This is a genomic window from Burkholderia sp. 4M9327F10 (genome assembly GCF_005503145.1).
Classification (GTDB): domain Bacteria; phylum Pseudomonadota; class Gammaproteobacteria; order Burkholderiales; family Burkholderiaceae; genus Paraburkholderia.
This window is the reverse complement of record NZ_SCNV01000010.1, coordinates 95909-122251: the sequence shown is the minus strand read 5'-3', so window position 1 is coordinate 122251 and position 26343 is coordinate 95909. Positions and strand designations below refer to the sequence as shown.

28 protein-coding genes and 1 tRNA gene are annotated in these 26343 nt (G+C 63.0%); 9 read left to right on the top strand and 20 right to left on the bottom strand.

Going from position 1 to position 26343, the window contains the following annotated elements; genetic code table 11:
* The first annotated feature begins 28 nt into the window (after nt 1–28).
* Nucleotides 29–541: a pantetheine-phosphate adenylyltransferase gene (gene coaD / locus FFS45_RS12795; protein WP_137955011.1), complete on the top strand. Its 513-nt coding sequence runs from the start codon at nt 29–31 to the stop codon at nt 539–541.
* Nucleotides 542–606: 65 nt separating this feature from the next.
* A complete protein-coding gene (locus tag FFS45_RS12790) occupies nt 607–861 on the top strand; it encodes a YfhL family 4Fe-4S dicluster ferredoxin (protein WP_090684941.1) in 255 nt (84 codons plus the stop codon).
* Nucleotides 862–922: 61 nt separating this feature from the next.
* Here FFS45_RS12790 and hisC read toward each other — a convergent pair whose 3' ends face one another.
* From hisC to FFS45_RS12750, 8 genes are all read right to left on the bottom strand, one after another.
* A complete protein-coding gene (gene hisC, locus FFS45_RS12785; RefSeq protein ID WP_137955010.1) occupies nt 923–2002 on the bottom strand; it encodes a histidinol-phosphate transaminase in 1080 nt (359 codons plus the stop codon).
* A gap of 50 nt (nt 2003–2052) precedes the next feature.
* A complete protein-coding gene (pth, locus tag FFS45_RS12780) occupies nt 2053–2655 on the bottom strand; it encodes an aminoacyl-tRNA hydrolase (protein WP_137955009.1) in 603 nt (200 codons plus the stop codon).
* A 143-nt stretch (nt 2656–2798) separates the two neighbouring features.
* Nucleotides 2799–3422, bottom strand: a complete 624-nt coding sequence (locus FFS45_RS12775) for a 50S ribosomal protein L25/general stress protein Ctc (RefSeq protein ID WP_137955008.1) — start codon at nt 3420–3422, stop codon at nt 2799–2801.
* Between the two features lie 165 nt (nt 3423–3587).
* Entirely contained in the window at nt 3588–4544 is a 957-nt protein-coding gene (locus FFS45_RS12770; protein WP_137955066.1) for a ribose-phosphate pyrophosphokinase, read from the bottom strand.
* A gap of 45 nt (nt 4545–4589) precedes the next feature.
* Nucleotides 4590–4666 (bottom strand) — tRNA-Gln (locus FFS45_RS12765).
* Nucleotides 4667–4718: 52 nt separating this feature from the next.
* Nucleotides 4719–5600: a 4-(cytidine 5'-diphospho)-2-C-methyl-D-erythritol kinase gene (ispE, locus tag FFS45_RS12760; RefSeq protein WP_137955007.1), complete on the bottom strand. Its 882-nt coding sequence runs from the start codon at nt 5598–5600 to the stop codon at nt 4719–4721.
* An 85-nt stretch (nt 5601–5685) separates the two neighbouring features.
* Nucleotides 5686–6348 (bottom strand): lipoprotein insertase outer membrane protein LolB, encoded by a 663-nt coding sequence (gene lolB / locus FFS45_RS12755; protein ID WP_137955006.1) that lies wholly within the window; start codon nt 6346–6348, stop codon nt 5686–5688.
* Nucleotides 6348–8189 (bottom strand): tetratricopeptide repeat protein, encoded by a 1842-nt coding sequence (locus FFS45_RS12750; protein ID WP_137955005.1) that lies wholly within the window; start codon nt 8187–8189, stop codon nt 6348–6350. Before FFS45_RS12750 ends, lolB begins: the two co-directional genes overlap by 1 nt.
* An 87-nt stretch (nt 8190–8276) precedes the next feature.
* Between FFS45_RS12750 and mutM the strand changes: the two genes are divergently transcribed.
* Nucleotides 8277–9107: a bifunctional DNA-formamidopyrimidine glycosylase/DNA-(apurinic or apyrimidinic site) lyase gene (gene mutM / locus FFS45_RS12745; protein ID WP_137955004.1), complete on the top strand. Its 831-nt coding sequence runs from the start codon at nt 8277–8279 to the stop codon at nt 9105–9107.
* A gap of 7 nt (nt 9108–9114) precedes the next feature.
* The gene (mutY, locus tag FFS45_RS12740; protein ID WP_137955003.1) at nt 9115–10245 is read left to right on the top strand and encodes an A/G-specific adenine glycosylase; all 1131 of its coding nucleotides are present in this window, start codon (nt 9115–9117) and stop codon (nt 10243–10245) included.
* A gap of 62 nt (nt 10246–10307) precedes the next feature.
* On the opposite strand, the gene FFS45_RS12735 is transcribed toward mutY, so the two are convergent.
* From FFS45_RS12735 to kdsD, 11 genes are all read right to left on the bottom strand, one after another.
* Nucleotides 10308–10940, bottom strand: a complete 633-nt coding sequence (locus FFS45_RS12735) for an LON peptidase substrate-binding domain-containing protein (RefSeq protein ID WP_137955002.1) — start codon at nt 10938–10940, stop codon at nt 10308–10310.
* 42 nt (nt 10941–10982) lie between these two features.
* Nucleotides 10983–11876, bottom strand: coding sequence for an RNase adapter RapZ (rapZ, locus tag FFS45_RS12730; protein WP_137955001.1), 894 nt, complete (start codon nt 11874–11876; stop codon nt 10983–10985).
* 80 nt (nt 11877–11956) lie between these two features.
* Nucleotides 11957–12925: an HPr(Ser) kinase/phosphatase gene (hprK, locus tag FFS45_RS12725; RefSeq protein WP_074263299.1), complete on the bottom strand. Its 969-nt coding sequence runs from the start codon at nt 12923–12925 to the stop codon at nt 11957–11959.
* A 143-nt stretch (nt 12926–13068) separates the two neighbouring features.
* Complete coding sequence (locus tag FFS45_RS12720; RefSeq protein WP_137955000.1) at nt 13069–13584, bottom strand: PTS sugar transporter subunit IIA; 516 nt, start codon at nt 13582–13584, stop codon at nt 13069–13071.
* Between the two features lie 290 nt (nt 13585–13874).
* On the bottom strand, nt 13875–14234 hold the full coding sequence (gene raiA / locus FFS45_RS12715) for a ribosome-associated translation inhibitor RaiA (protein WP_090684953.1): 360 nt from the start codon (nt 14232–14234) through the stop codon (nt 13875–13877).
* A 252-nt stretch (nt 14235–14486) separates the two neighbouring features.
* Nucleotides 14487–16001, bottom strand: a complete 1515-nt coding sequence (locus FFS45_RS12710) for an RNA polymerase factor sigma-54 (protein WP_137954999.1) — start codon at nt 15999–16001, stop codon at nt 14487–14489.
* 194 nt (nt 16002–16195) lie between these two features.
* Nucleotides 16196–16978: an LPS export ABC transporter ATP-binding protein gene (gene lptB, locus FFS45_RS12705; protein ID WP_137954998.1), complete on the bottom strand. Its 783-nt coding sequence runs from the start codon at nt 16976–16978 to the stop codon at nt 16196–16198.
* Between the two features lie 5 nt (nt 16979–16983).
* Complete coding sequence (gene lptA, locus FFS45_RS12700) at nt 16984–17655, bottom strand: lipopolysaccharide transport periplasmic protein LptA (RefSeq protein ID WP_137954997.1); 672 nt, start codon at nt 17653–17655, stop codon at nt 16984–16986.
* Between the two features lie 19 nt (nt 17656–17674).
* Nucleotides 17675–18283, bottom strand: coding sequence for an LPS export ABC transporter periplasmic protein LptC (gene lptC, locus FFS45_RS12695; RefSeq protein ID WP_137954996.1), 609 nt, complete (start codon nt 18281–18283; stop codon nt 17675–17677).
* A complete protein-coding gene (locus FFS45_RS12690; RefSeq protein WP_137954995.1) occupies nt 18280–18843 on the bottom strand; it encodes an HAD family hydrolase in 564 nt (187 codons plus the stop codon). The genes lptC and FFS45_RS12690 overlap by 4 nt, the downstream gene beginning before the upstream one ends.
* Nucleotides 18843–19826 (bottom strand): arabinose 5-phosphate isomerase KdsD, encoded by a 984-nt coding sequence (gene kdsD / locus FFS45_RS12685; protein WP_137954994.1) that lies wholly within the window; start codon nt 19824–19826, stop codon nt 18843–18845. The genes FFS45_RS12690 and kdsD overlap by 1 nt, the downstream gene beginning before the upstream one ends.
* 136 nt (nt 19827–19962) lie before the next feature.
* Between kdsD and FFS45_RS12680 the strand changes: the two genes are divergently transcribed.
* The 5 genes from FFS45_RS12680 (at nt 19963) to purU (ending at nt 25105) form a co-directional block, all read left to right on the top strand.
* Nucleotides 19963–21966: a monovalent cation:proton antiporter family protein gene (locus FFS45_RS12680; protein ID WP_137954993.1), complete on the top strand. Its 2004-nt coding sequence runs from the start codon at nt 19963–19965 to the stop codon at nt 21964–21966.
* A 74-nt stretch (nt 21967–22040) separates the two neighbouring features.
* Entirely contained in the window at nt 22041–22607 is a 567-nt protein-coding gene (locus FFS45_RS12675) for an adenine phosphoribosyltransferase (protein WP_137954992.1), read from the top strand.
* A gap of 73 nt (nt 22608–22680) precedes the next feature.
* Nucleotides 22681–23295, top strand: coding sequence for a LysE family translocator (locus FFS45_RS12670; protein WP_137954991.1), 615 nt, complete (start codon nt 22681–22683; stop codon nt 23293–23295).
* Between the two features lie 47 nt (nt 23296–23342).
* A complete protein-coding gene (locus FFS45_RS12665) occupies nt 23343–24191 on the top strand; it encodes a DUF4743 domain-containing protein (protein WP_137954990.1) in 849 nt (282 codons plus the stop codon).
* A 44-nt stretch (nt 24192–24235) separates the two neighbouring features.
* On the top strand, nt 24236–25105 hold the full coding sequence (gene purU, locus FFS45_RS12660; RefSeq protein ID WP_137954989.1) for a formyltetrahydrofolate deformylase: 870 nt from the start codon (nt 24236–24238) through the stop codon (nt 25103–25105).
* A gap of 118 nt (nt 25106–25223) precedes the next feature.
* On the opposite strand, the gene FFS45_RS12655 is transcribed toward purU, so the two are convergent.
* Nucleotides 25224–26309, bottom strand: a complete 1086-nt coding sequence (locus tag FFS45_RS12655) for an AI-2E family transporter (RefSeq protein ID WP_137954988.1) — start codon at nt 26307–26309, stop codon at nt 25224–25226.
* Between the last annotated feature and the right edge of the window lie 34 nt (nt 26310–26343).

The window sequence follows — 26343 nt, the reverse complement described above, 5'->3', positions numbered from 1 at the left end:
CCATTTGTCTGAAGAGAGGAGAAGTCTCATGGTAGTCGCCGTGTACCCGGGTACGTTCGACCCGCTGACGCGCGGTCACGAAGACCTCGTTCGGCGCGCGTCGAGCATTTTCGACACGCTGGTGGTAGGCGTCGCGGACAGCCGCAACAAGAAGCCGTTCTTTACGCTCGAAGAGCGCCTCGATATCGCTCACGAAGTGCTCGGCCATTACCCCAATGTGCAGGTGATGAGCTTCAAGGGGCTTCTGAAGGATTTCGTTCGCACCAACAACGCACGGGTGATTGTGCGCGGCCTGCGCGCCGTGTCGGACTTCGAATACGAGTTCCAGATGGCCGGCATGAACCGCTATCTGTTGCCCGACGTTGAAACCATGTTCATGACGCCGTCGGACCAGTACCAGTTCATCTCCGGCACCATCGTGCGCGAGATCGCCCAGTTGGGTGGCGATGTCAGCAAGTTCGTGTTCCCGTCCGTCGAAAAGTGGCTGAAGGACAAGGTTGCTTTGCTGGGGCAGGGAGAGGGTCAGGCAGGGCAGCCGTAACCGGCGTAAACTAGCGGTTTGACGGAATGACAGCCGGCCATGCGCCGGCGTGAAGTGAGAGAAGTATGGCCTTGATGATTACCGACGAGTGCATCAATTGCGACGTCTGCGAGCCTGAGTGCCCGAACGACGCAATTTCGATGGGCCCGGAAATCTACGTGATCGATCCGAAGAAGTGCACCGAATGCGTCGGTCATTTCGACGAGCCGCAGTGTATCCAGGTGTGCCCGGTGGAGTGCATTCCGCGCGACCCGCAGCACCTGGAGACGCCTGAGGGCTTAATGGCGAAGTATCACGCGTTGCAGGCCGCCAAGGCTTGAGGTTTCATTCGAGGGCGTTTTGGCGAGGCGCGTGCGTCTCGCCGTACACGTAACCGTCCGCCTACCCCACGTACGCGCGAAACACATCCTCCAGCGCTGCCAGCAAGATGTCGCTTTCCGCGTCGGTGCCGATCGAGATGCGCAAGTGCTGATCGATGCGCGGCGCCTTGAAGTGGCGCACAAAAATCTCCTTGTCCCTTAGCCGTGCGGTGAGCGTCGCCGCGTCATAGCCTGCATGGCGGGCAAACACGAAGTTCGCCCCCGAGGGCACGACCTTGAAGCCAAGCGCAGTCAGGCCGGCAGAAAGACGCTCGCGGCTCGCGACGACCTTCGCGCAACTGTCGCGGAACCACTTGTCGTCCTGATAGGCGGCAATTGCCGCGACCTGCGCGAGCCGGTCGAGCGGATAGGAGTTGAAGCTGTCCTTCACGCGGTTCAGTGCGTCGATCAGGGCCGGATGCCCAAACGCAAAGCCCACCCGCATGCCCGCCAGCGAGCGTGACTTCGAGACGGTCTGCACCACCAGCAGATTCGGATAGCGGTCGATCAGCGCAATTGCCGACTGCCCGCCGAAATCCACGTACGCTTCATCGATCACCACGACCGAGTCGCCATGCTGCGCCACCAGCCGCTCGATCTCGCTCAGCGGCAAAGGGTGACCGGTCGGCGCATTCGGGTTCGGCAAGAGTACGCCGCCGTTGGGCAAGGCGTAGTCGTCGACGCGAATCGCAAAGGCGTCGTCCACCGGAATGGTCAGGTACTCGACCTCGAAGAGCCGTGCATACGTCGGATAGAAGCTGTACGTGATGTCTGGGAACAGGATCGGCTTGTCGTGCTTGAGCAGCGCCTGGAAGGTGAGCGCGAGAACTTCATCGGAACCGTTGCCGGCGAACACCTGTTCCGCGCGGATGCCGTGGTATGCAGCAACCGTCTCGCGCAGCTTGCGCGCGCTCGGATCGGGATAGCGGCGCAGCGTTTCCGCGCTCTCGCCGAGTTCCTGGCGGATCGCCTCCAGCACGCGCGGCGACGGCGGATAGGGGTTCTCGTTGGTGTTCAGCTTGACGGGATGAGCGAGCGCGGGCTGTTCGCCCGGCACATATGGCGTCAGACGGTGGACGATGTCACTCCAGTAGCGGCTCAAGCTTGGCTCCTTTGTTGACCTTGGTTAGCGCTTTAGCGTGCGACAAGCTCTCACGCGCTGCGATGCAATTGCATCACTGCACGGTCGATCTCACCTTTCACGACGAGCGGCATTTGCACCAGTGCCCGTTCAATCGACGCATCGATCACGTCCTGCTCTTCGCGCCGCGGTGGCTTCAGCACGAAGTTGGCAACGTCCGGCTTCGCCCCCGTGCGCGCACCTTCGGGAATCAGATCGCGCGGATGGCCGATGCCGATACGCAGCCGCCAATACTGCTGCGACGACAGATGCGCGGAGATGTCCTTCAGTCCATTGTGGCCGCCGCTGCCACCACCGAGCTTCAGCTTGACGGTGCCCGGCGGCAGATCGAGTTCGTCGTGCGCGACGAGAATCTCATCGGGCAGGATCTTGAAGAACTGCGCAACCGCGACCACGGATTGACCCGAGCGGTTCATGAAGGTTTGCGGCTGCAGCAGATGCACCTCTTCGCCGTGCAGACGCGCCTTTGCATAGAATCCGTGAAAGCGCCGCTCGTCGCGCAGAGTGGTGCCGGCTTCGCGCGCCAGTTGATCGACCAGCCAGAAACCGGCGTTGTGACGCGTCGCAGTGTATTCGGCGCCCGGATTGCCGAGCCCTACGATCAGCTTGATCATGATTGATTCATGATGGGTTAAAGGCCGGCAGTGTGCCACGCGACCCGAAAGAAACCGAAAAAAAACCCGCCGGGGAGAACCTCGGCGGGTCACATCGTCCGTTCCATTGAAACGGATCGAGAGGATTGCTCGCTGTATGCAGCTTACGCAGCCGGCGTTTCGCCTTCGCCTGCGGCAGGAGCAGCGTCGCCTTCAGCGATCGCACCAGCCGGGATCGTCGCGGATGCGACCACCGGGTTTTCAGCTTCAACGTGTGCAACCAGTGCGACACCAGCCGGCAGGACGATGTCCTTGGCGTGCATCGTGTGACCAGCTTCGATCTTTGCGAGGTCGACTTCGAGGAATTCCGGCAGTGCCGAAGGCAGGCACTCGATTTCGATTTCGTTCAGAACGTGCGAGATCACCGCGCTCGACAGCTTGACTGCCGGGTTCGATTCCTGGTTCATGAAGTGCAGCGGCACCTTGGTGTGCAGCTTCTTCGATGCATCGACGCGCTGGAAGTCCACGTGCAGCACGAGCTGACGGAACGGGTGGTATTGCACGTCACGCAGCAGAACCTGTTGCGACTTACCGCCGATTTCCAGATCGAGAATCGACGAGTGGAAAACTTCTTTCTTCAGGGCGTGCCACAACGCGTTGTGATCGAGTTCGATCAGTTGCGGTTCAGCACCAGCGCCATAAACGATTGCCGGCGTCTTGCCGGTAATACGCAGGCGGCGGCTCGCACCCGTACCTTGCAGGGAACGCTCGAAAGCGACTACTTTCATTTTGAATCTCCAATGCACTGCCCGCGACCAGGCAGTAAAAACGGGGCCTTCACGCCAATTCGGCTGAGGCCTCAGACTCGACGGCACGAACCTTCGTCCGTTCATGCCGATTGTGCAAAAGCGCAGCGTGCGATGTTGCAATACGCGCCGCGCCTTCGCAAATACTTAACTCTCTGCAAACAGCGACATCACCGAATCGCCGCGGCGGATCCGCGAGAACGTTTCGGCCAGCAGACCTGCGCTGGTCAGCGAGCGGATCTTCGCGCACGAGCGGGCTTCGTCGCCGAGCGGGATCGTATCCGTCACCACCAGTTCGTCGAGCGCGGAAGCAGCGATACGCTCGCCCGCGCCGCCCGACAGAACCGGGTGAGTGGCATACGCGAACACCTTGGTCGCGCCGCGTTCCTTCAGCACCTGAGCCGCCTTGCAGAGCGTGCCGGCGGTGTCGACCATGTCGTCCATGATCACGCAGGTACGGCCTTCGACTTCGCCGATGATGTTCATCACTTCAGCGACATTCGCCTTGGGACGGCGCTTGTCGATGATCGCGAGATCGCAGTTCAGTTGCTTGGCCAGTGCGCGGGCGCGGACCACGCCGCCGACGTCCGGCGACACGACCAGCAGGTTCTCGTGATTCTGCTTGCGCAGGTCGCCGAGCAGCACGGGCGTTGCATAGATGTTGTCGACGGGGATGTCGAAGAAACCTTGAATCTGGTCAGCGTGCAGATCCATCGTGATGATCCGCTCGACGCCGGCGATTTCCAGCATGTTCGCCACGACCTTGGCCGAGATCGCCACGCGCGCCGAACGCGGGCGACGATCTTGACGGGCATAGCCGAAGTAGGGGATAGCAGCAGTGATCCGGCCAGCAGATGCGCGCTTGAGCGCATCGACCATGATCATCAGTTCCATCAGGTTGTCGTTCGCCGGTGCGCAGGTGGACTGCAGGACGAAGACATCCTTGCCACGCACGTTTTCCTGAATCTCGACCTGGATCTCACCGTCAGAAAAACGGCTGACCATTGCTTTGCCGAGGGGAATACCGAGGATTTTTACGACTTCGTGTGCAAGCGCGGGATTCGCGTTGCCAGTAAAAACCATCAGGCCGTCATGGCTGCTCATCATGCACCTGCTTCTGGCTGGGGGGCGAGGAAATGCGAGAATTTTTGGCAGGGGAGGAAGGACTCGAACCCTCGAATGCCGGAATCAAAATCCGGTGCCTTAACCAACTTGGCGACTCCCCTACACTAACTTTGAGCTTCACCGAGCGTGTAGGACCGCTCGACGATGCAAAACCTATGACGCGAAAGCGAAGAGTGGATGTGTATCCAGGCTTGCTGCTACTGCGCTGTTCCAGCCGCTCGGCAGTTTGGCTTGCGCCGCTTCTGCTTCATCACGACTACCGAACGCTGCAAAGACGCTTGCACCTGATCCAGTCATCCGCGCCGGTGCGATGTTTTCAAACCATCCCAGCACCTGCGCAACTTCCGCGTATTTTCCCACGACAACCTGTTGCATGTCATTCCGGCCGAAGCTGTCTGGCCATCCTGCGTTGCAACTATGTTGTGCAAGAAAGTCCGTAATTGTGAGGGGTTTTGAATCTCTTGTCAACGATTTTTCGGAAAAAATCGCTGCAGTTGGAACATGAACCCGCGGCGTCACAACAAGGAAATTACGAGCGGGCAATTGTACAGCCTCCAACGCTTCTCCGACACCCTCTGCAAACGCATTTTTTCCAAAAACAAAGAAAGGCACGTCGGCGCCAAGCTTGAGGGCCAGCGCCTGCAATTCTTCGCGCGGCAAGTCGAGCTTCCACAGACGGTTCAATGCGAGCAGCGTAGTGGCCGCGTCCGAGCTGCCGCCGCCGAGGCCCGCGCCCATCGGCAGACGCTTGTCGATCTCGATGTCGACGCCTTGCTGCGTGCCCGTATGGCTCTTCAGCAGCATTGCGGCGCGCACCGTCAGGTCCTGCTCGGCCGGCACGCCGGACACGTCGCTGCTGCGCGTGACGCGGCCGTCGTCACGGCGCGTGAAGTGCAGCGTGTCGCCCCAGTCGAGCAACTGGAACACGGTCTGCAGCGCGTGATAGCCATCCGGCCGGCGGCCGGTGATGTGCAGGAAGAGATTCAGCTTCGCTGGCGCGAGGCAGTCGCGCAGCGAGTCGTTCGTTTCAATCATGAGTCGGGGCAGATGACGGGGCTAACACAGAGCAAACACGGAGCCAATGCAGAGCCAATGCTGGGTCAACACAGCGCTGACCGGTCTATTGGTCGAGCACGAGCTTGATGTCGAGCGGAGGCTCCTCGCGGCTCAGGTTGACGCGCTTCAGGCCCGTGGCCGGTGCGTCAGCATACGCGAGGTAGTCGATCGTCCAGCCGTCCTGGACGATTTCCTTCAGGTGCGACGGGTCCTGCGGATCGTTTTCGGTCTTCGCCCGCGAGCTAGGCGCCGCCGACGGCTGCAGCCAGTAGCGCAAGCCTTCGACCGGCAGCGCAAAGCCGAGCGCGTTCTGCATTAGCGTGGACACGTTGTCGGCAGTGAGCGGCTGGCGGTTCGGCAGTTCGAGCGAGGCCGCGGCCGGCGACGACGTGACGATGGCGAGCGTCTGGCCGAGCGGGTTACGCAATTGCAGCGTGACCGTATCGCCGGCTTCCTGCCAGTCGAAGTTGCCGTAGGCATTGCGTTGCTGCCCGTTCTGGTCGACGTACTGAACCGCGAAGCGGCCGTGATAGGCGCGGCTCGTCTGTGCAGTGAGCGAGGTGGTGGCGTTCGACAGCGACGGCTGCTGCGGCTTGACCGACGCGCAGCCAGTCAACCCGGCCAGCGAAACGGCAGCCGCTGCTGCGAGCCCAAGCGCCGCGCGGCGCGGCGCCTGGGAATAAGCGAACAAGCGAAGAGAGCGGACAGGGAGGTTCGAAATCAGCATCAGAGATCGTTCACCTGAAAACGTTTGAGCGTTTTGAGGAGCGTATCGTTGTCAGGTTCCAGCTTGCGGGCTTCGCGCCAGGCGTCGCGCGCCTGATCCTGCGCACCGCTCTTCCACAGCACTTCGCCCAGGTGCGCGCCGATTTCCGCGTTCGGCTGCAGATCGTAGGCCTTGCGCAGCAGCTTGAGCGCATCCGAATTATCGCCGAGGCGGTACTTGACCCAGCCCACGCTGTCCATGATGAACGCATCGTCCGGCGCCAGCGACGAGGCCTTCTGGATCAGCTTGTCCGCTTCCTGCAGCCGTACGCCGCGGTCCGCCAGCGAATAGCCGAGCGCGTTATAAGCCTGCGGGTTGTCCGGCTGTGTCTCGATAAGCTTGCGCAACTGCGCTTCCATCGTGTCGTAGTGGCCGTTCTTCTCGGCCGCCATTGCGTAGTCGTAGGTCAGATCGGGGTCGTCCGGGAAGTCGGCGGTGGCTTGCGCGAGCCGTGCTTCGGCTTCCGGATAACGCTTGGAGTCGAACAGGATGGCGGCGTCGGTGCGGGCGATCAAGGCCTGATCGCGCGGGTCCTGCGCCTGCAGGCCGGCGAGCAGCTTCCGGGCATCGTCAGGCTTGTTCTGCTTTTCGAGCAACTGGGCGCGCGTGATCTGAGCGGGAATGTATTGCTGGCTGGTCGGCGAAATCTTGTTGAGCCAGTCGCTGGCGGCCGCTTCGTTCTTCTGTTCGAGCGAAAGCTGCGCGAGATAGATATACGCCTGGCCCGCATCGGCGCCCGGCGTCTTCTCCGCCTTCTGTGCGTACTGCTGCAGATAGGTCTGCGCGGTCGGGAAATCCTTCTTCTGGATGCTGATCAGCGCGAGCGCCATCATCGGCGTCAGGTCGTTCGCGTTGTCCTTGTGCATCTCCTCGAACTGCTTTTGCGCGTCGTCGAGACGGTCGCTGGCGAGATACATCTGCGCCAGGGCGAGGCGCGCATCATGCGATTTCGGATTCTGCGCGACGTATTTTTCGAGCGAGGCGATGCCTTCCTTGCGCTCTTCCGGGCCCATCTGCGACAGCGTCAACGCAGCCGGCAGGTAATCGGGCTTCAGCGTGAGCGCCTGCTCGAGCGACTTGCGTGCGCCCGGCGCGTCGTCAGCCACGATCTGCTGACGGGCGATAGCCAGTTGCGCTTCGGGACGGTTCAGGTCGTTCTTCAGCAGATCCTGCAGCACATGCAGGCCGCCCACGCGATTCGGTCCGCGCGAGATCAGCAGTTGCAGGGCGAGGATCGCGCTGCCGCGATTCTGGTCCGGCACCTTGGCGAGCTCGCGCGCGAGCAGCGGTTCGGCGTCGTCAGGCTTGCCCGACAGAACGAGCAGCGATGCATCGAGTTGCGACGCGCGTTCGGACGAGGGCGCATACTGCTGCCACAATTGCGCAGCCGCCAGCGCGTCAGAAGGGCTCTGCGCGGCGAGCGCGATTTCGGTGGCGCGTTGCGCCATGCGCGGATCGTGCGTATCGCGCGCAAGCGCGAGATAGGTCTGATACGCCGGCGCCGGCTGGTCGCGTTGCAGGGCGACTTCCGCCGCCAGCACCTGGAACACGATCTGGCTCGTCAGCGGAACGCCGGGCAGATCCTTCTGGTCGTCCGCCGTTTGGCCGCCGAGCGCATCCGGGATGGAAACGGAGTTGTCGTCCGAATCCGGAGAAGGGTCTTGCGCATGCGCCGGCACGGCGGCGAGCGCCCACAAGGCTAGCGCTGCCGCGCCGAGCAGACGGCGGGCGGACACGGCGTGCGGCACGCGGGAAGTGCGCGCCGGGCGCTTCGAAAACAGCTTCACGAAGGACAAGTTCATGGAAATCCGTTCAATGTTTCGGACGATTGTAACGCGCTCGCTACAATAAGCGCACAACCACTCACGCAAGTTGCAGACCAGTTAGACATGCCAGAGTTGCCAGAAGTTGAGGTTACCCGACGAGGAATTGAACCGTATGTCTCCGGACGCCGGGTCGAACGCGTCGACGTCCGCACAGCCGCGCTGCGCTGGCCGATTCCGGCCGACCTTGCGAGAACCTTGCGGGGCCATGTGGTGCATAAGGTCGAGCGGCGCGGCAAGTACCTGCTGTTCGAAATCGACGCCGGATGGTTCATTGTGCACCTTGGCATGACGGGTACGCTGCGAGTGCTACGTAACCTGCCGCATTTGCCGGTCGCGGCGAAACACGATCATATCGACTGGATCTTCGACGAGTTCATTCTGCGCTATCGCGATCCGCGGCGCTTCGGCGCTGTGCTCTGGCATGCGCGCGAGGATGGGGACGTGCTGGAGCATCCGCTTCTGGCGGGACTCGGGGTCGAGCCGTTTTCCTCAGCCTTTTCCGGCGCATTGATGCACCGGCTGACGCGCGGCCGCAAGGTCTCCGTCAAGCAGGCACTGCTCGCCGGCGAGATCGTGGTGGGAGTTGGCAATATTTACGCATCCGAAAGCCTGTTTCGCGCCGGTATCCGGCCCACGACGCCGGCCGGCCGCGTATCGCTGGTCCGCTATGGCCTGCTGGCCGACGCGGTACGCGTCACGCTAGCCGCTGCGATCGAAAAAGGTGGCAGCACGTTGCGCGATTTTGTCGGCAGCAATGGCGAAAGCGGCTACTTCCAGCTCGATTATTTCGTCTATGATCGCGCGGGGCTGCCGTGCCGTGTGTGCGGAACGCCGATCAAACAGATCGTGCAGGGGCAGCGCTCCACTTATTTCTGTCCGACCTGCCAGCGCTAATTTCTCGATGCCCTCACGCTTAACGCCGTCTTCCGCGGCCACCGTGCCCGTTCTGTCCGACAAACCGGCTTTGGCCGATTTCTCCGCGCGCCTGATTGCCTGGCAGCGCCAGCATGGCCGTCACGATCTCCCCTGGCAGAACACGCGCGACCCGTATCGCATCTGGTTGTCGGAAATCATGCTGCAACAGACCCAGGTGTCGACGGTGATCCCCTATTACGCGCGTTTTCTGGCGCGTTTTCCGGATGTTGCCGCACTGGCCGCGGCGCCGATCGACGATGTGATGGCCCTGTGGGCCGGTCTTGGCTATTACTCGCGCGCTCGCAATCTGCACCGCTGTGCGCAGGCGGTGGTCGAACTGCATGGCGGGTCGTTTCCGGCTTCGGTCGAGGCGCTGGCTGAGCTGCCCGGCATTGGCCGCTCGACGGCGGCTGCGATCGCGTCGTTTGCATTCGGCGCGCGCGCAACGATTCTCGACGGCAACGTAAAGCGTGTGCTGGCGCGCGTATTCGGCGTCGAAGGTTTCCCGGGTGAAAAGCGTGTCGAAAACGCCATGTGGACGCTGGCCGAATCGCTGCTGCCGTCCAACGCCAGCAAAGCCGACGTGAGCGCCTATACCCAGGGGCTGATGGATCTTGGCGCGACGCTGTGCATGCGCGGCAAGCCCGACTGCGAACGCTGCCCGTTCGCACCCGATTGCGTGGCAAATGTGACCGGCCGGCAGCGTCAATTGCCCGCCGCGCGGCCTAAAAAAGCGGTGCCGACGCGCCGCACATGGATGCTGGTGCTGTGCGACGGCGATGCAGTGATGCTCGAAAAACGGCCACCGTCCGGCATCTGGGGCGGGCTGTGGAGCTTGCCGGAAGCGGGCGATGAAGCGGCTTTGGCAGAACGTGCACGTGAGTTCGGCGGCGATGGCGCAGTTTCCCCGCTCGCGCCGCTCACCCACACGTTCACGCATTTCCGCCTGGATATCGAACCGCGTCTCGCAGAGCTGAACCGCGCAGGAGCGGGCCGGGCGGGGCTGGCACTGGGCGATGCGGAGACGGTGTGGGTCGCGCTGCGCGATATCGACGCGTACGGCGTGCCGGCGCCGGTGCGCAAGCTGCTGGACGGCCTGCACGGATCTTTGCTGTAGCACCTGCTGTGGATGTGAATCTGGATGCGCGCGTGGGCCTCAACGCTGCCGCGCCGGCGCCCTCACAGCAATTGATGCTGCTGCATGTAGTGATGAACCACATCGATACGCGCGCCGGCATCCTGCAATTCCATCAGCTTCTGCCGCGCCTTTAGCGCAATCGGCAGCACTTCGGAAAGCCGGTTGGAGACCCAGGTCGGATCGTCGAGCTTGAACGGCTCGGCAAACGGCAGGCTATCCGGATCGCGCTCGCGGATCGTCGCAATGATCCGCTCGAGCACTTCGGCACAGGCGCCGAATTTGGCCAACTGCTCGTTGCCTTCAAGAGGCACGTCGTCGGACAGCGGCTCGGCCATGCCGACCAGCAGGCCACTGGGCTCCACACGATGCGACAGCAGCTTGAAGCGCCGCGTGCCGCGCGCGCGGATCAGCAGCATGCCGAAGGTTTCGACATCGCACTCGCCGATTTCAGCAAGGCAGCCGATGTTCTCAGGCACGGACGGTTCGTCCGGCTGCGCGACTTCACCGCCGCTTTTCAGCAGGCACACACCAAACGGCGTTTTTTCGCGCAGACAGCCGCGCGCCATGTCCAGATAGCGCGCTTCGAAAATCTTCAGGGGCAGCAGCCCATCGGGGAACAGCACCGTATGCAGCGGAAACAGCGGCACATCGGCAAGCACAGAAGTAGATGACATGGCGGCGCAACGCTTCGGGTTGAGGCCGCGCGATGCGGCCAGTTAAGCCACTAACTTCGATGATTCGCCGACATCCACCGGCGCATCGCGGTGCCGCACGATCACATTGGCCTCTTTGGCAAGACGCGCGGCAAGCGTCTCGGCAATGAATACGGAACGGTGCTGGCCACCCGTGCAGCCGATTGCCACGGTCAGGTAGCTGCGATTGTCGTCGCGAAAGTGAGGCAGCCATTTCACGAGGAACGTCTCGATGTCGCCCATCATGTCCTGCACCACGGGCAGGGCGCCGAGGAAATCGATCACCGGCTTGTCGAGTCCGGTGAGAGGGCGCAATTCATGATCGTAGTACGGGTTCGGCAGCGTGCGCACGTCGAATACGAAATCGGCGTCGAGCGGCACGCCGCGCTTGAAGCCGAACGACTCGAACATCAGCACGAGACCGCTGTGCTCCTGCTCGATAAAGCGCTTGACCCATGCGCGCAACACGTTGGCGCGCAGGTTGCTGGTATCGATCTGATGACCGAATTCGGCCAGATTCGCCACCAGTTCACGTTCGCGCTCAATCGCTTCTTCCAGCGAAGTGAGCAGGCCGACGTCGGCGTTGTGCGAGGCCGACCCGGAAAGCGGATGGCGGCGGCGCGTTTCCGAGAAGCGTTGAATCAATGCCTGCGTGCTGGCATTCAGAAACAGCACACGCACATCGTGCTCGCGTGACAGGTCGCGGATCATCGCGGGCATGTCGTCGAGCGAGGCGCTCGAGCGCGCGTCTATCGCGACGGCGAGACGGCCTTGCCCGTCTTCCGCGAGATAGGCGGCGAGCTGCGGCAGAAAGCGCGGCGGCAGATTGTCGACGCAATAGTAGCCAGCGTCTTCAAGCGCGTTCAGTGCAACGGATTTGCCGGAGCCGGAAATACCGGTGATCAGAATAATGCGCATGGAGTCGTTGAATCGGTACGTTTCATCATAGCATCTGGTCCCCGCGCGTGCCCCGCTACAGCCGGGCACGCCGAGCGGTTTCAGATCAGCTTGCCGGGAAACTGGCTGTCCGGATCCTGCATGGCGAGGCGCTGGCGATCCATGAAGTCGCGCAGCGTGTCGATGCCGCGCAATTGCAGGATCGTATTGCGCACAGCGGCTTCCACCAGCACGGCCAGGTTGCGGCCGGCCGCCACCTGAATGGTGACCTTGCTGATAGGCAGGCCGAGCACGTCGACAGTCTGGCTTTCCAGCGGCAGGCGCTGGAATTCGCCGTCCGGGCGGCGCACGAGCTGAACGATCAGCTTGAGCTTCATTTTGCGCCGTACCGCGGTTTCACCGAAGATGGTTTTGATATCGAGCAGGCCCAGGCCGCGCACTTCCAGCAGGTTTTGCAGCAGCGGCGGGCAGCGGCCTTCGACGAAATCCGGCCCGAGGCGCACGAAATCCACCGCGTCGTCGGCCACGAGGCCGTGACCGCGGCTGATCAGTTCAAGGCCGAGTTCGCTCTTGCCGAGGCCCGAATCGCCGGTCAGCAGCACGCCCATCCCGAGGATGTCGAGAAACACGCCGTGCAGCGTGGCGCGCGGCGCCAGAATGCGCGACATGTACAGACGCAGGCTGTCGATCACGGCGGCGGCCGACATGGGCGTGGTGAAGAGCGGCGTGGACGAACGCGTACAGCGCAGCACCAGTTCGGGCGGCGCGGCCACTCCGCCTGCCACCACGAGGAACGGCGGCTCGAGGGCGATCAGCTCGGCCATGTGGCGCGAGCGGTCTTCCTCGGATTGGCGCTGGTAATAGTCGACTTCGGCGTCGCCGAGCACCTGGATCCGGTTCGGGTGGATCAGGTTCAGGTGGCCGACAAGGTCGGCGCTCGAGGTGGCATTGGCGACCGTTTCCGCCGAGAAGCCGCGCTCCCAGCCTTCATGCCCCGTCAGCCAGCTCAGTTTGAGCATGGCGGCGTTGTCGTCGAAAATGCTTTGGGCGTTGATGCTGGACGTATCCATGAGTCCGTGACTCCAGTGTGGGCCGCTGCCCCGCGTGCGCCGGCTGCCTCAGCGCAGCCGGATGGGCCGGCGCGAGCCGGATTCGACACGAGGACCCAGCCGCTCGCAGGCGGGGGACCGACGTGCGGATGGGCGCCGATGCATCAAGGTTGCCACTGAGTGAGCAGCCGATGCAATGCTTCGCGGTCTTCTTCCGTATGCAGCCGTTCGCGGGCTTCGCGATCGGACAGCAACTGGGCGATTTCCGAGAGAATTTCGAGGTGTTGCTGGGTAGCTTGCTCGGGAACCAGCAGGAAGATCAGCAGCGAGACCGGCTGGCCGTCCGGCGATTCGAAGGGGATGGGTTCGGCGAGGCGCACGAAAGCGGCGAGCGGCTGCTTCAAGCCTTTGATCCGGCCATGCGGAATCGCGACACCCTCGCCAAGACCCGTCGACCCGAGGCGCTCGCGCGCAAACAGATTGTCAGTGACTGTGCTGCGGGCAATGCCGTTCTGGTTTTCGAAAATCAGGCCCGCTTGCTCGAAGACGCGTTTCTTGCTGGTGACCGACAGGCCGACGACGACGTTTTCGAGGGGAAGAAATTTGGCTAAACGATTCATGTTGGCAGGCGGAAACGTGGCCTGGATACTCCTCGCTGTGGCGTTTGAGTGGCGTTCCATTCTCGACTGATGCTCACCGCGATGTGCTTGGGAGCCCGAAAACGCAGGACTCCCGCTGAATAACCCCGATTGACCCCGATGGTAACCGGCCCATTATAGAACAGCGCGACCATGGATGGTGCGGCGCGCCATGCGTAGATCATAGTGCGATGTGCAGTGCCGCGCATAGCGCCGGCGTTGCACGGTGCGGCGACGGGTTGCTCTCGCCAGCTTGCGCTCGCCTCACCTAACGAAAAACCGCCCGTTGCCGGGCGGTTTAGCTGTCTCAGGAAAAACCCTTCTAATCTTGCTTATTGCGGCGGCACTTCCACTTGCGGCGCCAGCGGCTGATACTTGATCGCTTCGTGCTGATGACCCTGCAGGCGATCCTTGTGACGAATGACTTGCCGGTCGAGCTTGTCGATCATCAGATCGATCGCGGCGTACAGGTCGCCGTCACAGCTCTCGACAAAGATGTCCTTACCCTTCAGATGCAGGTTGATTTCAACCTTCTGCCTCTTTTCCTTTTCCTTGTGGTTGTCGACCGAGAGGACCACACTGCCATCGATCACCTGATCGAAATGTCTTAGCACCCTATCCAGTTTGGTGATCACGTATTCTCGCAACGCTGGCGTTACTTCGAGATGGTGTCCACTGATCTGCAGATTCATAGTGCTTCTCCAAGCTAGTGGCCGCTTGGTCCGCACGATGGGGCAGTACCGGTCGATCTGACGGCTCGCCTGTGTCATCCCCCGTTGACTGACTACTGGCAGGTCGCATCGGCCGGCCTGTCCGCCTACGGGCGGAGCGGCCGGAAAATGCCCGCCACACAACGCGACGGGCCAAAAGGAAACGCCGGGCCGCCCCCAAGTTTCCTTTCCCCCCTCGGGGGGCCTGGCGCGAAGCGACAGGTCGGGGGCCAGCTACAGAGACTTGCGCAGGTTGACTGCCGGAATCTTCAGGGCTTCGCGGTATTTGGCGACGGTGCGCCGTGCGACCACGAATCCTTGCTCCGCCAGCAGTTCGGCTATGCGGCTGTCTGAAAGGGGAGATTTGGTGTTTTCCGCTCCTATCAGTTGCTTGATGAGCGCGCGAATGGCCGTGGAAGAGGCCGCGCCGCCCGTGTCAGTCGAAACGTGTGATCCGAAGAAGTACTTAAATTCAAGCGTCCCGAATGGGGTCAGCATGTATTTACCGGTTGTCACACGCGAGACAGTTGATTCGTGTAGGCCCAGCGTATCAGCAATTTCCCGCAAAACCAAGGGCCGCATGGCAATTTCGCCATGCACAAAAAAGCTCTTTTGACGCTCCACAATGGCTTGCGCCACGCGCAGGATGGTCTCGAAGCGCTGCTGGATATTTTTGATCAGCCAGCGGGCTTCCTGAAGTTGCTGGCGCAACGAGCCGCTGCCGGGGTCGCCGCGGTTGTTCCGCAAAATGTTGGCGTACAGGTGATTGATCCGCAGTTTCGGCACGACCTCGGGATTGAGCTCGGCCTGCCAGCCCTGGCCCGTCTTGCGCACCATGATGTCAGGCACAACGTAGTCGGCCTCGGCCTTGCCGTAGGCGGCGCCCGGAAACGGCTCGAGCGAGCGGATCAGCACATGCGCGTCGCGCAGGTCGTCGTCGCCGGCCTTCAGGTGCTTGCGCAGGCGTGTGAAGTCGCGCGCGGCAAGCAGCTCCAGATGGTGGGCCACAATGTCGAGCGCGAGCGTTCGGGTCGGCGAGGCTTCGAGGCGCAGTAACTGCAGCTTCAGGCACTCGGAAGCCGAACGTGCGCCGACGCCGGACGGATCGAAGCTATGCAGCAGCGCGAGCGCCGCGTTCAGTTCGTCCAGGTCGACTTCGAGCTCTTCGGGCAGGTCGGCCTGCACTTCGTCGAGCGTCGCGGTCAGATAGCCGTCGTCGTCGAGGGATTCGATCAGGAAGGTGATCAGTGCCCGGTCACGCGGGCTCGCCTGGGTGACGCGCAACTGCGCCATCAGGTGGTCGCGCAGCGAGGTGCTTGACTCATGAATCTGCAGCGGCGGCAGGTCGTCGTCGTCGGAGGCGGTGCCGGAGCGGCCGTAGTCGTCCAGATTCCACTGGGTGGAGTCGCCGTTGCCGTCGGCGGCGAGGCCGTTGTACTCGTCCACGCCCTGCGGCTCGCCGTTTTCGGCACGCTCGCTGGTGCTGGTGGACGAGGAAGAGGTGCCGCTGCCCAGTTGCTCGGGCGCCGCGTTATTCGGTGTCTGGGCGATCACCGAGCCGTCCGCAGCGACCCGTAGCGGGCTGGCGATCCAGTCGTCCTCGTTTTCGAGCAAGGGGTTCTGGGAGATCGCCATCGCGACCTCCTGCTGCAGTTCGAGCGTAGACAACTGCAGCAGCCGGATGGACTGTTGAAGTTGAGGGGTCAGCGCAAGATGCTGCGACAGGCGGAGTTGTAGGCTGGCTTTCATGGCAAGTTGAGATTCATTGTAAAGAGTTTGCCACGACCGCGATACCTTGCGGCATTCGCAATAACGAGCGCGCCCAGATTGTTGGGTCTGCGGGGGAGAAGGCGGCCTGTCGCGTCAAAAATAGCGCAAGGCTGCCGGAGCAAGGGGCCAAGGGGTGGGCGGCAGGGGATGCCGCCGGTTAAGCCCCCTCGTGCTTACATGCGGAAGTGCTCGCCCAGGTAGACGCGCCGCACGTTTTCGTTTTCGATGATGTCGCCAGGCGCGCCGGCGGCCAGCACGCTGCCGTCGCTGATGATGTACGCATGATCGCAGATGCCGAGCGTTTCACGGACGTTGTGGTCCGTAATCAGCACGCCGATGTTGCGCTGCTTGAGGAATTTAACGATCTTCTGGATTTCCAGAACAGCAATCGGGTCCACGCCGGCGAACGGTTCGTCGAGCAGGATGAAGCTCGGGTTGGTGGCGAGCGCACGGGCAATTTCCACGCGCCGGCGTTCGCCGCCCGACAGCGACAAAGCCGGATTGCCACGCAGGTGGGCGATCTGCAGTTCGTCGAGCAGGGCTTCCGTGCGTGTGGTGATGGTGTCCTTGTCGAGGCGCTTGCCGTTTTCGTCAAGCTGTAGTTCCAGCACGGCGCGAATGTTTTCTTCGACCGTGAGCTTGCGGAACACCGAGGCTTCCTGCGGCAGATACGACAGGCCGAGCGAGGCGCGCTTGTGGATGGGCAAGAGGCTGATCGACTTGCCGTCGAGGTCGATCTCGCCCGCGTCGAGCGGCACCAGACCCACGATCATATAGAACGAGGTGGTCTTGCCGGCGCCGTTCGGGCCGAGCAGGCCGACCACTTCGCCGCTCTTGACGTCGAGCGAGACGTCCTTGACGACGGTGCGCGAACCATAGCGCTTCTTCAGGTTGCGAACTACCAGCGAACTGCTGGTCCCAGCCGGCTTGCGATGGGGGAGGGAGGGCGAATTCACTGAGTTCACTGGGCCGGGGCTCCCTGGAGCGTGGTGGACGGCGCGAGCGTGGCCGAGGCGCCGGTGAGCGGCGCGGCGCCGCCGTTGCGCGGCGACAGCATGGCGCGCACGCGGCCGGTCGGGTTGCCGGGGCCGGCGACGTCCTTGCCCGCCTTGGCGGTATAGAAGTCGTTCTGGCCGTCATAGGTAATGACGCTGCCGTGGACCGTATCCATCACGGTGGAGAGGCCTTGCAGGCGGTTCACCGTGGCGTCGGTGGTCAGCGTGGTGAGATCCTGCTTGCCGTCGTAGTCGATGCGGATGGCGGTGCCTTCGACGTATTCGTCCAGACCTTCGCGCTTCTGGCGGAAATACGACAGGTTGCCGCCGCTCGAGGTACCGGTGGCGTACTGATAGCCCTGCGGATCCTGCGTCACTTCGACCCGGTCGGCCTTGATGACGATGGTGCCTTTGGTGGCGACCACGTGGCCGGTGAAGATGTTGACCTGCTTCAGGTCGTCATAAGTCATGTTGTCCGCTTCAATATTGAGCGGCTTGTCCTTGTCGGCGCGTTCGGCGTGCGCCGGCGGCGCCATGCCGGCGAGCGGCAACGCGACCAGCAGCGCAACAAGTCCAGCGCGGCACGCGGACAAGGCGCGCGAGCGGCCGGTATCAAAACGGGGGAACGATTCGTTCATGCAGTCACGCTGGATTGAATTACCCGGGTTGCTTCAGGGAGCCGCCTGACGAGTCGGACGCGGCGATCGCGCCACGGACGTTGCCGAACAGCTGCATTACCCGGGTGACATTGTTGTAGTTCATGCCGCTGGCCGTCATGACTGACAGGCCGCGCTGAAGTTTAACCGGCTTTTCGGTCTCGATCACATCGTCGTTGACCAGCACCCGAAAATGCTGGGAATCAGCCTGCATCGCCGGATCGCCGTCGCCGGCGGCGCGCAGGATGCGGGCGTGGTCGTACAGGTCGACGATCGAGGCGTCGCCATTCACCGTGCCGGTGTCGCCGGTTGCCGTGACGATCGGTTTGCCCGGCTGGAAGGCGCGGATCGCCGGCTTGACCAGATCGCTCAGTTCATTGTCCTCATAATGGATGAGGCTCGAGGCGGTCAGCCGGTACTGCGTGGCGCCCGACTGATCCAGTTCGGACACCGAGAAATTGTCGGCAAAGTAGTCGGGCGTGTGTTCCTTCGGCTTGATCTCACCTTCGTGCGGCGGCGGCGCGGTAGCCTGCAGCAGCCACCACGTGATGCCGGCAAGCGCCGCCATGGCGACGAGGGGGATCAGCGAAGTAAAGCGGAACTGATTCATCCGACAAGGCCCTGCTGCTGACCGCCGCTGCACGCGGCCGCGAGCAGGGAGTCGTACTTGTTCTGCGCGCGCAGCAAGGTATCGCACACTTCGCGAACCGCGCCGTGGCCGCCACGCGCTTCGCTGACCCAGTGGGCGCGGGCGATCACTTCCGGATGCGAATTGGCCGGCGCCGCAGCAAAGCCGACCTTCAGCATCACGCCGAGATCGACCCAGTCGTCGCCCATATAGCCGCATTCTTCAGCCGTGAGGCCGGTCTGCCTGAGCAGGTCGGCAAACGCTTCGGGCTTGTTTTCGATGCCTTGATACAGATGCGTGATCTTCAGTTCCTTGGCCCGCACTGCGACGATGCCCGACTTGCGCCCGGTGATGATCGCCGTATCGATGCCGGCTTCGCGCAACAGCTTCGCGCCGTGGCCGTCCATCGAGTTGAACGACTTCATGGTGTCGCCCTCGGCGGTAAACATCAGGCCGCCGTCGGTCAGCACGCCGTCGACGTCGAAAATCATCAGCTTGACGCGGCGTGCGCGTTCGGTGGCGGTAAGGGGCGCGGCGGCCATCAGATCACCTTCTTGGAGAAGAGGTCGTGCATGTTGAGCGCGCCGATGAGCTTGCCCGCTTCGTCGACGACCAGCATCTGATTGATCCGGTGGCGCTCCATCAGTTCCACCGCTTCGACTGCCAGTTGATCCGGACCGATGGTACGCGGGCCAGGTGTCATCACCGAGGCGATCGACAGCTCGCGGAAGTCGCCGCTGCGTTCGAGCACGCGGCGCAGGTCGCCGTCCGTGAAGATGCCTTTGACGTGCTGGTTCTCGTCGACAATCGCCGTCATGCCCATGCGCTTGGCCGTCAACTGGAACAGCGCATCGCGCACGGTGGACTCGGGCATCACCATCGGCACCTGGTCGCCGGTGCGCATCACGTCGCGCACATAGGTGAGCAGACGCCGGCCGAGCGCGCCGCCGGGATGCGAACGGGCAAAGTCGTCCGGGCCGAAGCCGCGTGCGTCGAGCACCGCTACCGCGAGCGCGTCGCCGAGCGCGAGCGCGGCGGTGGTGCTGGCGGTGGGGGCGAGATTCATCGGGCAGGCTTCCTTGGCGACCCCGGCATTCAGATGCACGTCGGCCAGTTGCGCGAGGCTGGAGGCAGGCTTGCCGGTGATCGCGATCAGCTTGGCGCCGAGGCGCTTGACGAGCGGCAGGATCGCAATCAGCTCGTCGGATTCGCCGGAATTGGACATGGCCACGAACACGTCGTCCGCCGTGACCATGCCGAGGTCGCCATGACTGGCTTCGGCCGGATGCACGAAGAAGGCGGGCGTGCCGGTGCTGGCGAACGTCGCCGCCAGCTTGCGGGCCACGTGGCCGGACTTGCCGATGCCGGAGACGACCACGCGCCCACGGCAGCTAAGGATGAAGTCAATCGCCTCGACGAAGCCATCGTCGAGTTGTTCACGAAGCGCGCGCACGGCGTCCGCTTCGATGTCTAGTACGTCGCGAGCGAGCGCGAGTGCCCGGTCGCCATTGATTTTCGCTATCATGCGCGGAGTATAGCAAAAGGCGTTTGTTCGCCGCGCCGGGCCTACCGTGCCCAGCCGCTGCCCTCACCGGCCCCTCAACCTTGTCGCACGGCGGTTCGCGTGCGATGGTTATGTCGACGAACCAGGACGCTTTCCGATGATTTCCCCGCTCGAAATGACGCTGTTCCTGCTGCTGGCATCGGTGGCGGGCGTCGTCGTTTTCCGTTTCCTGAACCTGCCGCCCATGCTCGGCTACCTGACGGTGGGCATCATCGTCGGGCCGCACGCGTTCGGCCTGGTTCCGGATTCGCAAGGCGCGCAGAACCTGGCTGAGTTTGGCGTGGTGTTCCTGATGTTCTCGATCGGGCTGGAGTTTTCGCTCTCCAAACTGCGTTCGATGCGCCGGCTGGTGTTCGGACTCGGCCTCCTGCAGGTGATCGGCACGGTTGTCGTTGCGGTGGGGTTGGGCTTCGTGCTGGAGCGCTGGGTGCATATCACGTGGCAGGGCAGCGTCGCGCTGGGCGGGGCACTGGCCATGTCGTCCACGGCTATCGTCAGCAAGATGCTGGCGGAGCGGCTGGAGATCGAAACCGAGCACGGCCGCAATATCTTCGGTGTGCTGCTGTTCCAGGATCTGGCGGTGGTGCCGCTGCTGATTATTATCTCGGCGCTGGGTGGCGACTCGCGCAGCCTGATGACAGCGCTCGGCCTCGCCGCGGTGAAGATTGTCGTCGCGCTGGCCTTGCTGCTGATCGTCGGGCAGAAGTTCATGACGCGCTGGTTCAATGTGGTGGCGCGGCGCCGTTCGCAGGAGCTGTTCATCCTGAACCTGCTGCTCGTCACGCTCGGCGCGGCGTTCATCACGGACAAGTTCGGCCTTTCGCTCGCGCTCGGTGCGTTCATTGCCGGCATGCTGATCGCCGAGACGCCGTACCGGCATCAGGTGGAAGAAGACATCAAACCGTTTCGCGACGTGCTGCTTGGGCTCTTCTTCGTGACCACCGGCATGCTGCTCAATCCGGTGGTGATCTGGAAGCATCCGTTTATCGTGCTGGCGTTCCTGATCGGCCCCATGCTGCTGAAGCTGATCATGGTCACGGCGCTCTCGCGCCTGTTCGGCGCCTCGCCCGGGGTGGCGATGCGCACCGGCATTGGTCTCGCACAGGCCGGCGAATTCGGCTTCGTGCTGCTGAACCTGATTCTCGACAAGCATCTGGTCGACGCCACGTTCCTGCAGGCGATTCTCGCCGCGATGCTGCTGTCGATGCTGGCCGCACCGTTCCTGATCCAGAACGCGGACCGCATCGTGCTGCGGCTGTCTTCGACTGAATGGATGATGCAGTCCTTGCAGATGACGCGGATCGCTACCCAAAGCCTGAAGCAAAGCGGCCATACGATCATCTGCGGATATGGGCGGGCCGGGCAGAATCTTGCACGCATGCTCGAACACGAAGGGCTCTCCTATGTCGCGCTCGACCTCGACCCGGACCGGGTGGCGGCGGCTGCGGCGGCGGGCGAGTCCGTGGTGTTCGGCGACGCCGGGCGGCGCGAGTCGCTGCTGGCGGCCGGGATTCACCGGGCGGCGGCGGTGGCGATCACGTATGCCAATACGCCGTCGGCGTTGCGGGTGCTGCACAACATCCACGAACTCGAGCCGACGCTGCCTGTGATTGTGCGCACGGTGGACGACGCCGACCTCGAAAAACTGCTCGCCGCCGGTGCGACCGAGGTGATCCCGGAGATCGTCGAAGGCAGCCTGATGCTCGCCTCGCATACGCTGGTGCTGATGGGCGTGCCGATGCGGCGGGTGGTGCGGCGCGTCGAAGAGATGCGCGACGAGCGGTATAGTCTGCTGCGCGGCTACTTCCACGGCGCCGACGACGTGGGCGACGACGACAGTCACGAGCAGGTGCGACTACAATCGGTGCCGGTCGACGAGAACTCGGACGCGGTGGGCCGCACGCTGGCGGAGGTGGGGCTGTTCGAGCTGGGCGTCGAGGTGACGGCGATCCGCCGCCACGGCATTCGCGGTGTGGAACCGGACCCGTCGACCAAGCTGCGCGCGAGCGACATCGTCGTGCTGCGCGGCTTGCCCGAGGCGCTTGCCGAAGCCGAGGAACGGCTGTTGCGGCATCGCCGGGGTGGTGCGGCCGCCGTCTAGGCGGAAGCGTCGCGCCGCCGCGCGAGATTGTTCAGTCTTTTACCCGGATCCCTGCGGATCCATCTGGAGTCATCATGTCCAACGCGCTTGCGAGCGCGCCGCTCGACGCGGCTGCGTTCGTCAAAAGCCAGATTCGCACCGTGCCCGACTGGCCCCAGGCCGGCGTGCAGTTCCGCGATATCACGCCGCTACTGCAGCATCCGAGAACCTTTCGCGTGCTGATTGACCTGTTCGTGCAGCGTTATATCGACGCGAAGCTCGACTACATCGCGGGCCTCGATGCGCGCGGCTTCATTATCGGGCCGGTGCTGGCTTATGAACTGAACGTGGGCTTTATTCCAATCCGCAAGGCGGGCAAGCTGCCGTACAAGACGGAGTCCGAATCGTACGAGCTCGAGTACGGCAAGGCGACCGTCGAGATTCACGCAGACGCGTGCTCGACGGGCGACCGCATTGTGATCGTCGACGATCTGATCGCAACCGGCGGCACCATGATGGCCGGCAAGAAATTGCTCGAGCGGCTGGGCGCAGAGGTGATCGAAGGCGCGGCGATTATCGATCTGCCGGATCTGGGCGGCTCGGCGCTGTTGCGCTCGGCGGGGCTGCCGCTCTTTACCGTGACCGAGTTTGGCGGTCACTAGCATCGTTTGATTCATCGGCAAGACTGCATCCGCAAAACCGCATTGGCAAAACATTCGCGACGAGGTAAGTAGCATGCCCAATTTCCTGCTGTTTCTCGCCACTTCGATAGCAATCACGCTGGCGCCCGGCCCCGACAACCTCCAGGTGCTCGCGCGTGGCATTTCGCAGGGGCGTGCGGCGGGCCTCGTCGCCGCGCTCGGCTTTGCGGCCGGCATCACGTTTCACACCACGCTCGCTGCGCTCGGTGTCGCCGCGTTGCTGCGCTCGTCGCCGCTGGCGTTTCAGGCCATCAAGTACGCGGGTGCCGCTTATCTGATCTGGATCGGCATCAAGGCATTGCGCAGTCAAGGTCTCGCCACAGCTCATGAGCGTCCGGCGCAGCCGCTGTGGTCCGTGTTCCGCCAGAGCGTGTTCGGCAACATGCTGAACCCCAAGGTGACGCTGTTCTTTCTCGTGTTCCTGCCGCAGTTCATCGAGCCGCATGGCGTGCAGAGCGTGACGCTGCAGATGCTCGAACTGGGCGTGCTGTTCATGCTGCAGACGGTGGTGGTGTTTTCGCTGTTCGGCGTGTGTGCCGGGATGATCGGCGGCTGGCTGAAGCGCCGCCCGCGCGTGGGCGTGTGGCTTGACCGCCTTGCCGGTGCAACCTTTATCGCAATCGGCATTCGGGTCGCGTTGCGCGATTAAGCGCGTCCGCGCAGTTTTCGCGCAGTTTCCGAGCAGTTGGAGCATTCATGAGTTTGCCCTGTATCACCAAGGCGCGCCGCTTCGATGCGCACGCGCACCGGCCGTTCTGGATCGACGGCCAGCAGGTCGGCTGGATTCGCGCGACGGATGTGCCGTTGCTGGTCCGCTGGCCGGATGTTTTCGATATCGATGCGGCGCGCGTGACGTTATCCGCGCGCTTTAACACGCTGGACCTGCGCAGCGCGGCGCTGGGCGCCGTGATCGGCGCGCTGGCCGCGGACGGCCGCATTCCCGGCTGGCGCGATGAAACCTACGCGATCCGCAATGCCTTCGACGCACCGCCGCTCGCCTATATCGAACGCGCCGCGTCGCGCTTCTTCGGCACGATGACCTACGCGGTGCATCTGAACGGCGTCGTAGAATACGCGGATGGCGCGCCGCAACTGTGGATTGCGCGCCGCAGCGACACCAAGGCAACCGATCCAGGCATGCTGGATAACGTGGTGGCGGGCGGGATAGGCTGGGGTTTCGGTATCGAAGCGACCATCGTCAAGGAATGCTGGGAAGAAGCCGGCATTCCCGAAGCAATCGCCGCACGCGCTGCGGCCGGGCGGACGGTGCATGTGCTGCAATCGCTGCCGGAAGGCACCCAGGCCGAGCAGATTTTCGTCTACGACCTGGCGTTGCCCGCCGATTTCGCGCCGCGCAATCAGGACGGTGAAGTAGGCGAACACCGGCTGGCGCGTATCGATGAAGTGGCGCGCTGGATCGAAGAGGACGCCATGACGGTGGATGCCAGCCTCGCGACGCTCGATTGCCTGCTGCGCCACCGCTGGATAGATGCGCAGGACTGCGTGGGAATCGACACGCTGTTCGAGCCGCCGGCCGCCGCCTAGCCCAAGCAACAAATTACGCATTGAAGAAGGGAGTCACCCAGGTCATGTCGACCGATCACAGCTTTATTCTCAAACTGTCGTGCGCCGACCGGCCCGGCATCGTGCATGCCGTATCGGGCTTTCTGTTCGAGCGCGGCAGCAACATTCTCGACTCGGCGCAGTTCGGCGACAGCCATACGGGCGAGTTCTTCATGCGTGTGCATTTCCAGCAGGTGGGCGGCGATCCCGGTCTGGAGGCGCTACGCACCGCGTTCAGCACGCTCGCCGACGAGTTCGGCATGCGCTGGGAGCTGCACGACGCCAACGTGAAGCCGCGCGTGGTCATCATGGTCTCGAAGATCGGCCATTGCCTGAACGACCTGCTGTTCCGCTACCGCACCGGTCAGCTGGGCATCGAGATTCCCGCGATCATCTCGAACCACAAGGAGTTCTATCAACTCGCCGCGAGCTACGACATTCCGTTCCACCACTTCCCGCTGCTGGCGTCGACGCCAGCGGGCAAGGCGGCTCAGGAAGCGCGCGTGCTTGAAGTGATCGACGAGCACAAGGCCGACCTGGTGGTGCTCGCCCGCTATATGCAGATTCTCTCGCCGCAGTTGTGCGAGCACCTCGCGGGCCGCGCGATCAATATTCACCATTCGTTCCTGCCGAGCTTCAAGGGCGCGAAGCCGTATTACCAGGCGTTCGACCGCGGCGTGAAGCTGATTGGCGCGACCGCGCACTACGTGACGACCGATCTCGACGAAGGTCCGATCATCGAGCAGGAAGTGGCGCGGGTCGACCACAGCATGACGCCGGATCAGCTCACGGCGATCGGCCGCGACGTCGAGTGCGTGACGCTCGCGCGGGCGGTGAAGTGGCATGTCGAGCACCGCATCGTGCTGAACGGCAGCAAGACGGTGGTGTTCCGCTAAGCGGCGGGCTGACCCAACGCAACTGGGAAAAATAAAGGCCGCCAGTCATTGCGACTGGCGGCCTTTTCATGGAGCGAAGCGTCAGCATGCGAGCGAGCCGGCGCCCCGCAGGCGGCTTTTACACCAGCCGCAGATAGATCAGCTCCCGCTTGATATACGCATAAAAGATCGGCGCGGCAATCACGCCGGGGATGCCGAACGCGGCTTCCATGATCAGCATTGCCACCAGCAATTCCCACGCACGCGCCTCGATCTGGCCGCCCACAATCCGTGCGTTCAGGAAGTACTCGAGCTTGTGGATCAGGATCAGGAACACCAGCGACATCACCGCAGCCGGAAAGCTCACCGAGAGCGCCACCGCGACGATGATCGTGTTCGAGATCAGATTGCCGATTACCGGCAGCAAGCCGACGATAAACGTGACGAGCACCAGCGTCTTGGAGAGCGGCAGCCGGTCGTGGAAGATGGGCAGGATCACCAGCAGGAAGATGCCGGTGAAAACCGCGTTGATGGCCGAAATCTTCACCTGAGCAAACACGATGCGGCGGAAGGCGTCGGCAAAACGCGTCACGCGGGTCACGAACGCGGTGGACAGCGGCAGCCGCTGCATATGCTTCTGCGCGCCGACCGCGATAATCGCGCCGATGATCATGCCGATCAGGATGTGCGTAAAGACCCGCGCCGCATTCTTGCCGCCTTGCTGCAGCATGCCCGCATGGGTCTGCATCAGCTCGGTGGCGCGCGCCTTCATCTGGTCGGTATCCACCGGCAGATAGTTGGCGACGAACTGCGGAATCCGGCCGCGAGCCTCGTCGATCAGTTGCATGGCCTGGTCGAGCAGCACCTGCACGTTAGGCACATCCCCCTCGAAGTGATCGATGATGCCGATCACGAGCAGCGTCAGGCCGCCGACGATCACCACCGCCAGGATCACCACCGAGAGCCAGCGCGCGCGCTGGCTGGACATGTGCTTTTCGATGCGTGGCGCAATCGTCTGGATGAGCTGATACACCAGCAGCCCGGCCAGCAAGGCGCCGAGCAGCCGCAGGTTCAGCACTGCCCACATGCCGAACAGCATCAGCAGATAGCTGCCGATCTCGACTGCCGACAGCTTGGGCAGGCTCATATCGCTCGTCAGCCTGACCGGGCGTGGGCGCAGATCCTGCACCTGCCCATCTTCGGGCGCCTCGTTACGCTTGGTCATGGCCTATTTCCATCTCCAACCCAGGGTTTGCAGC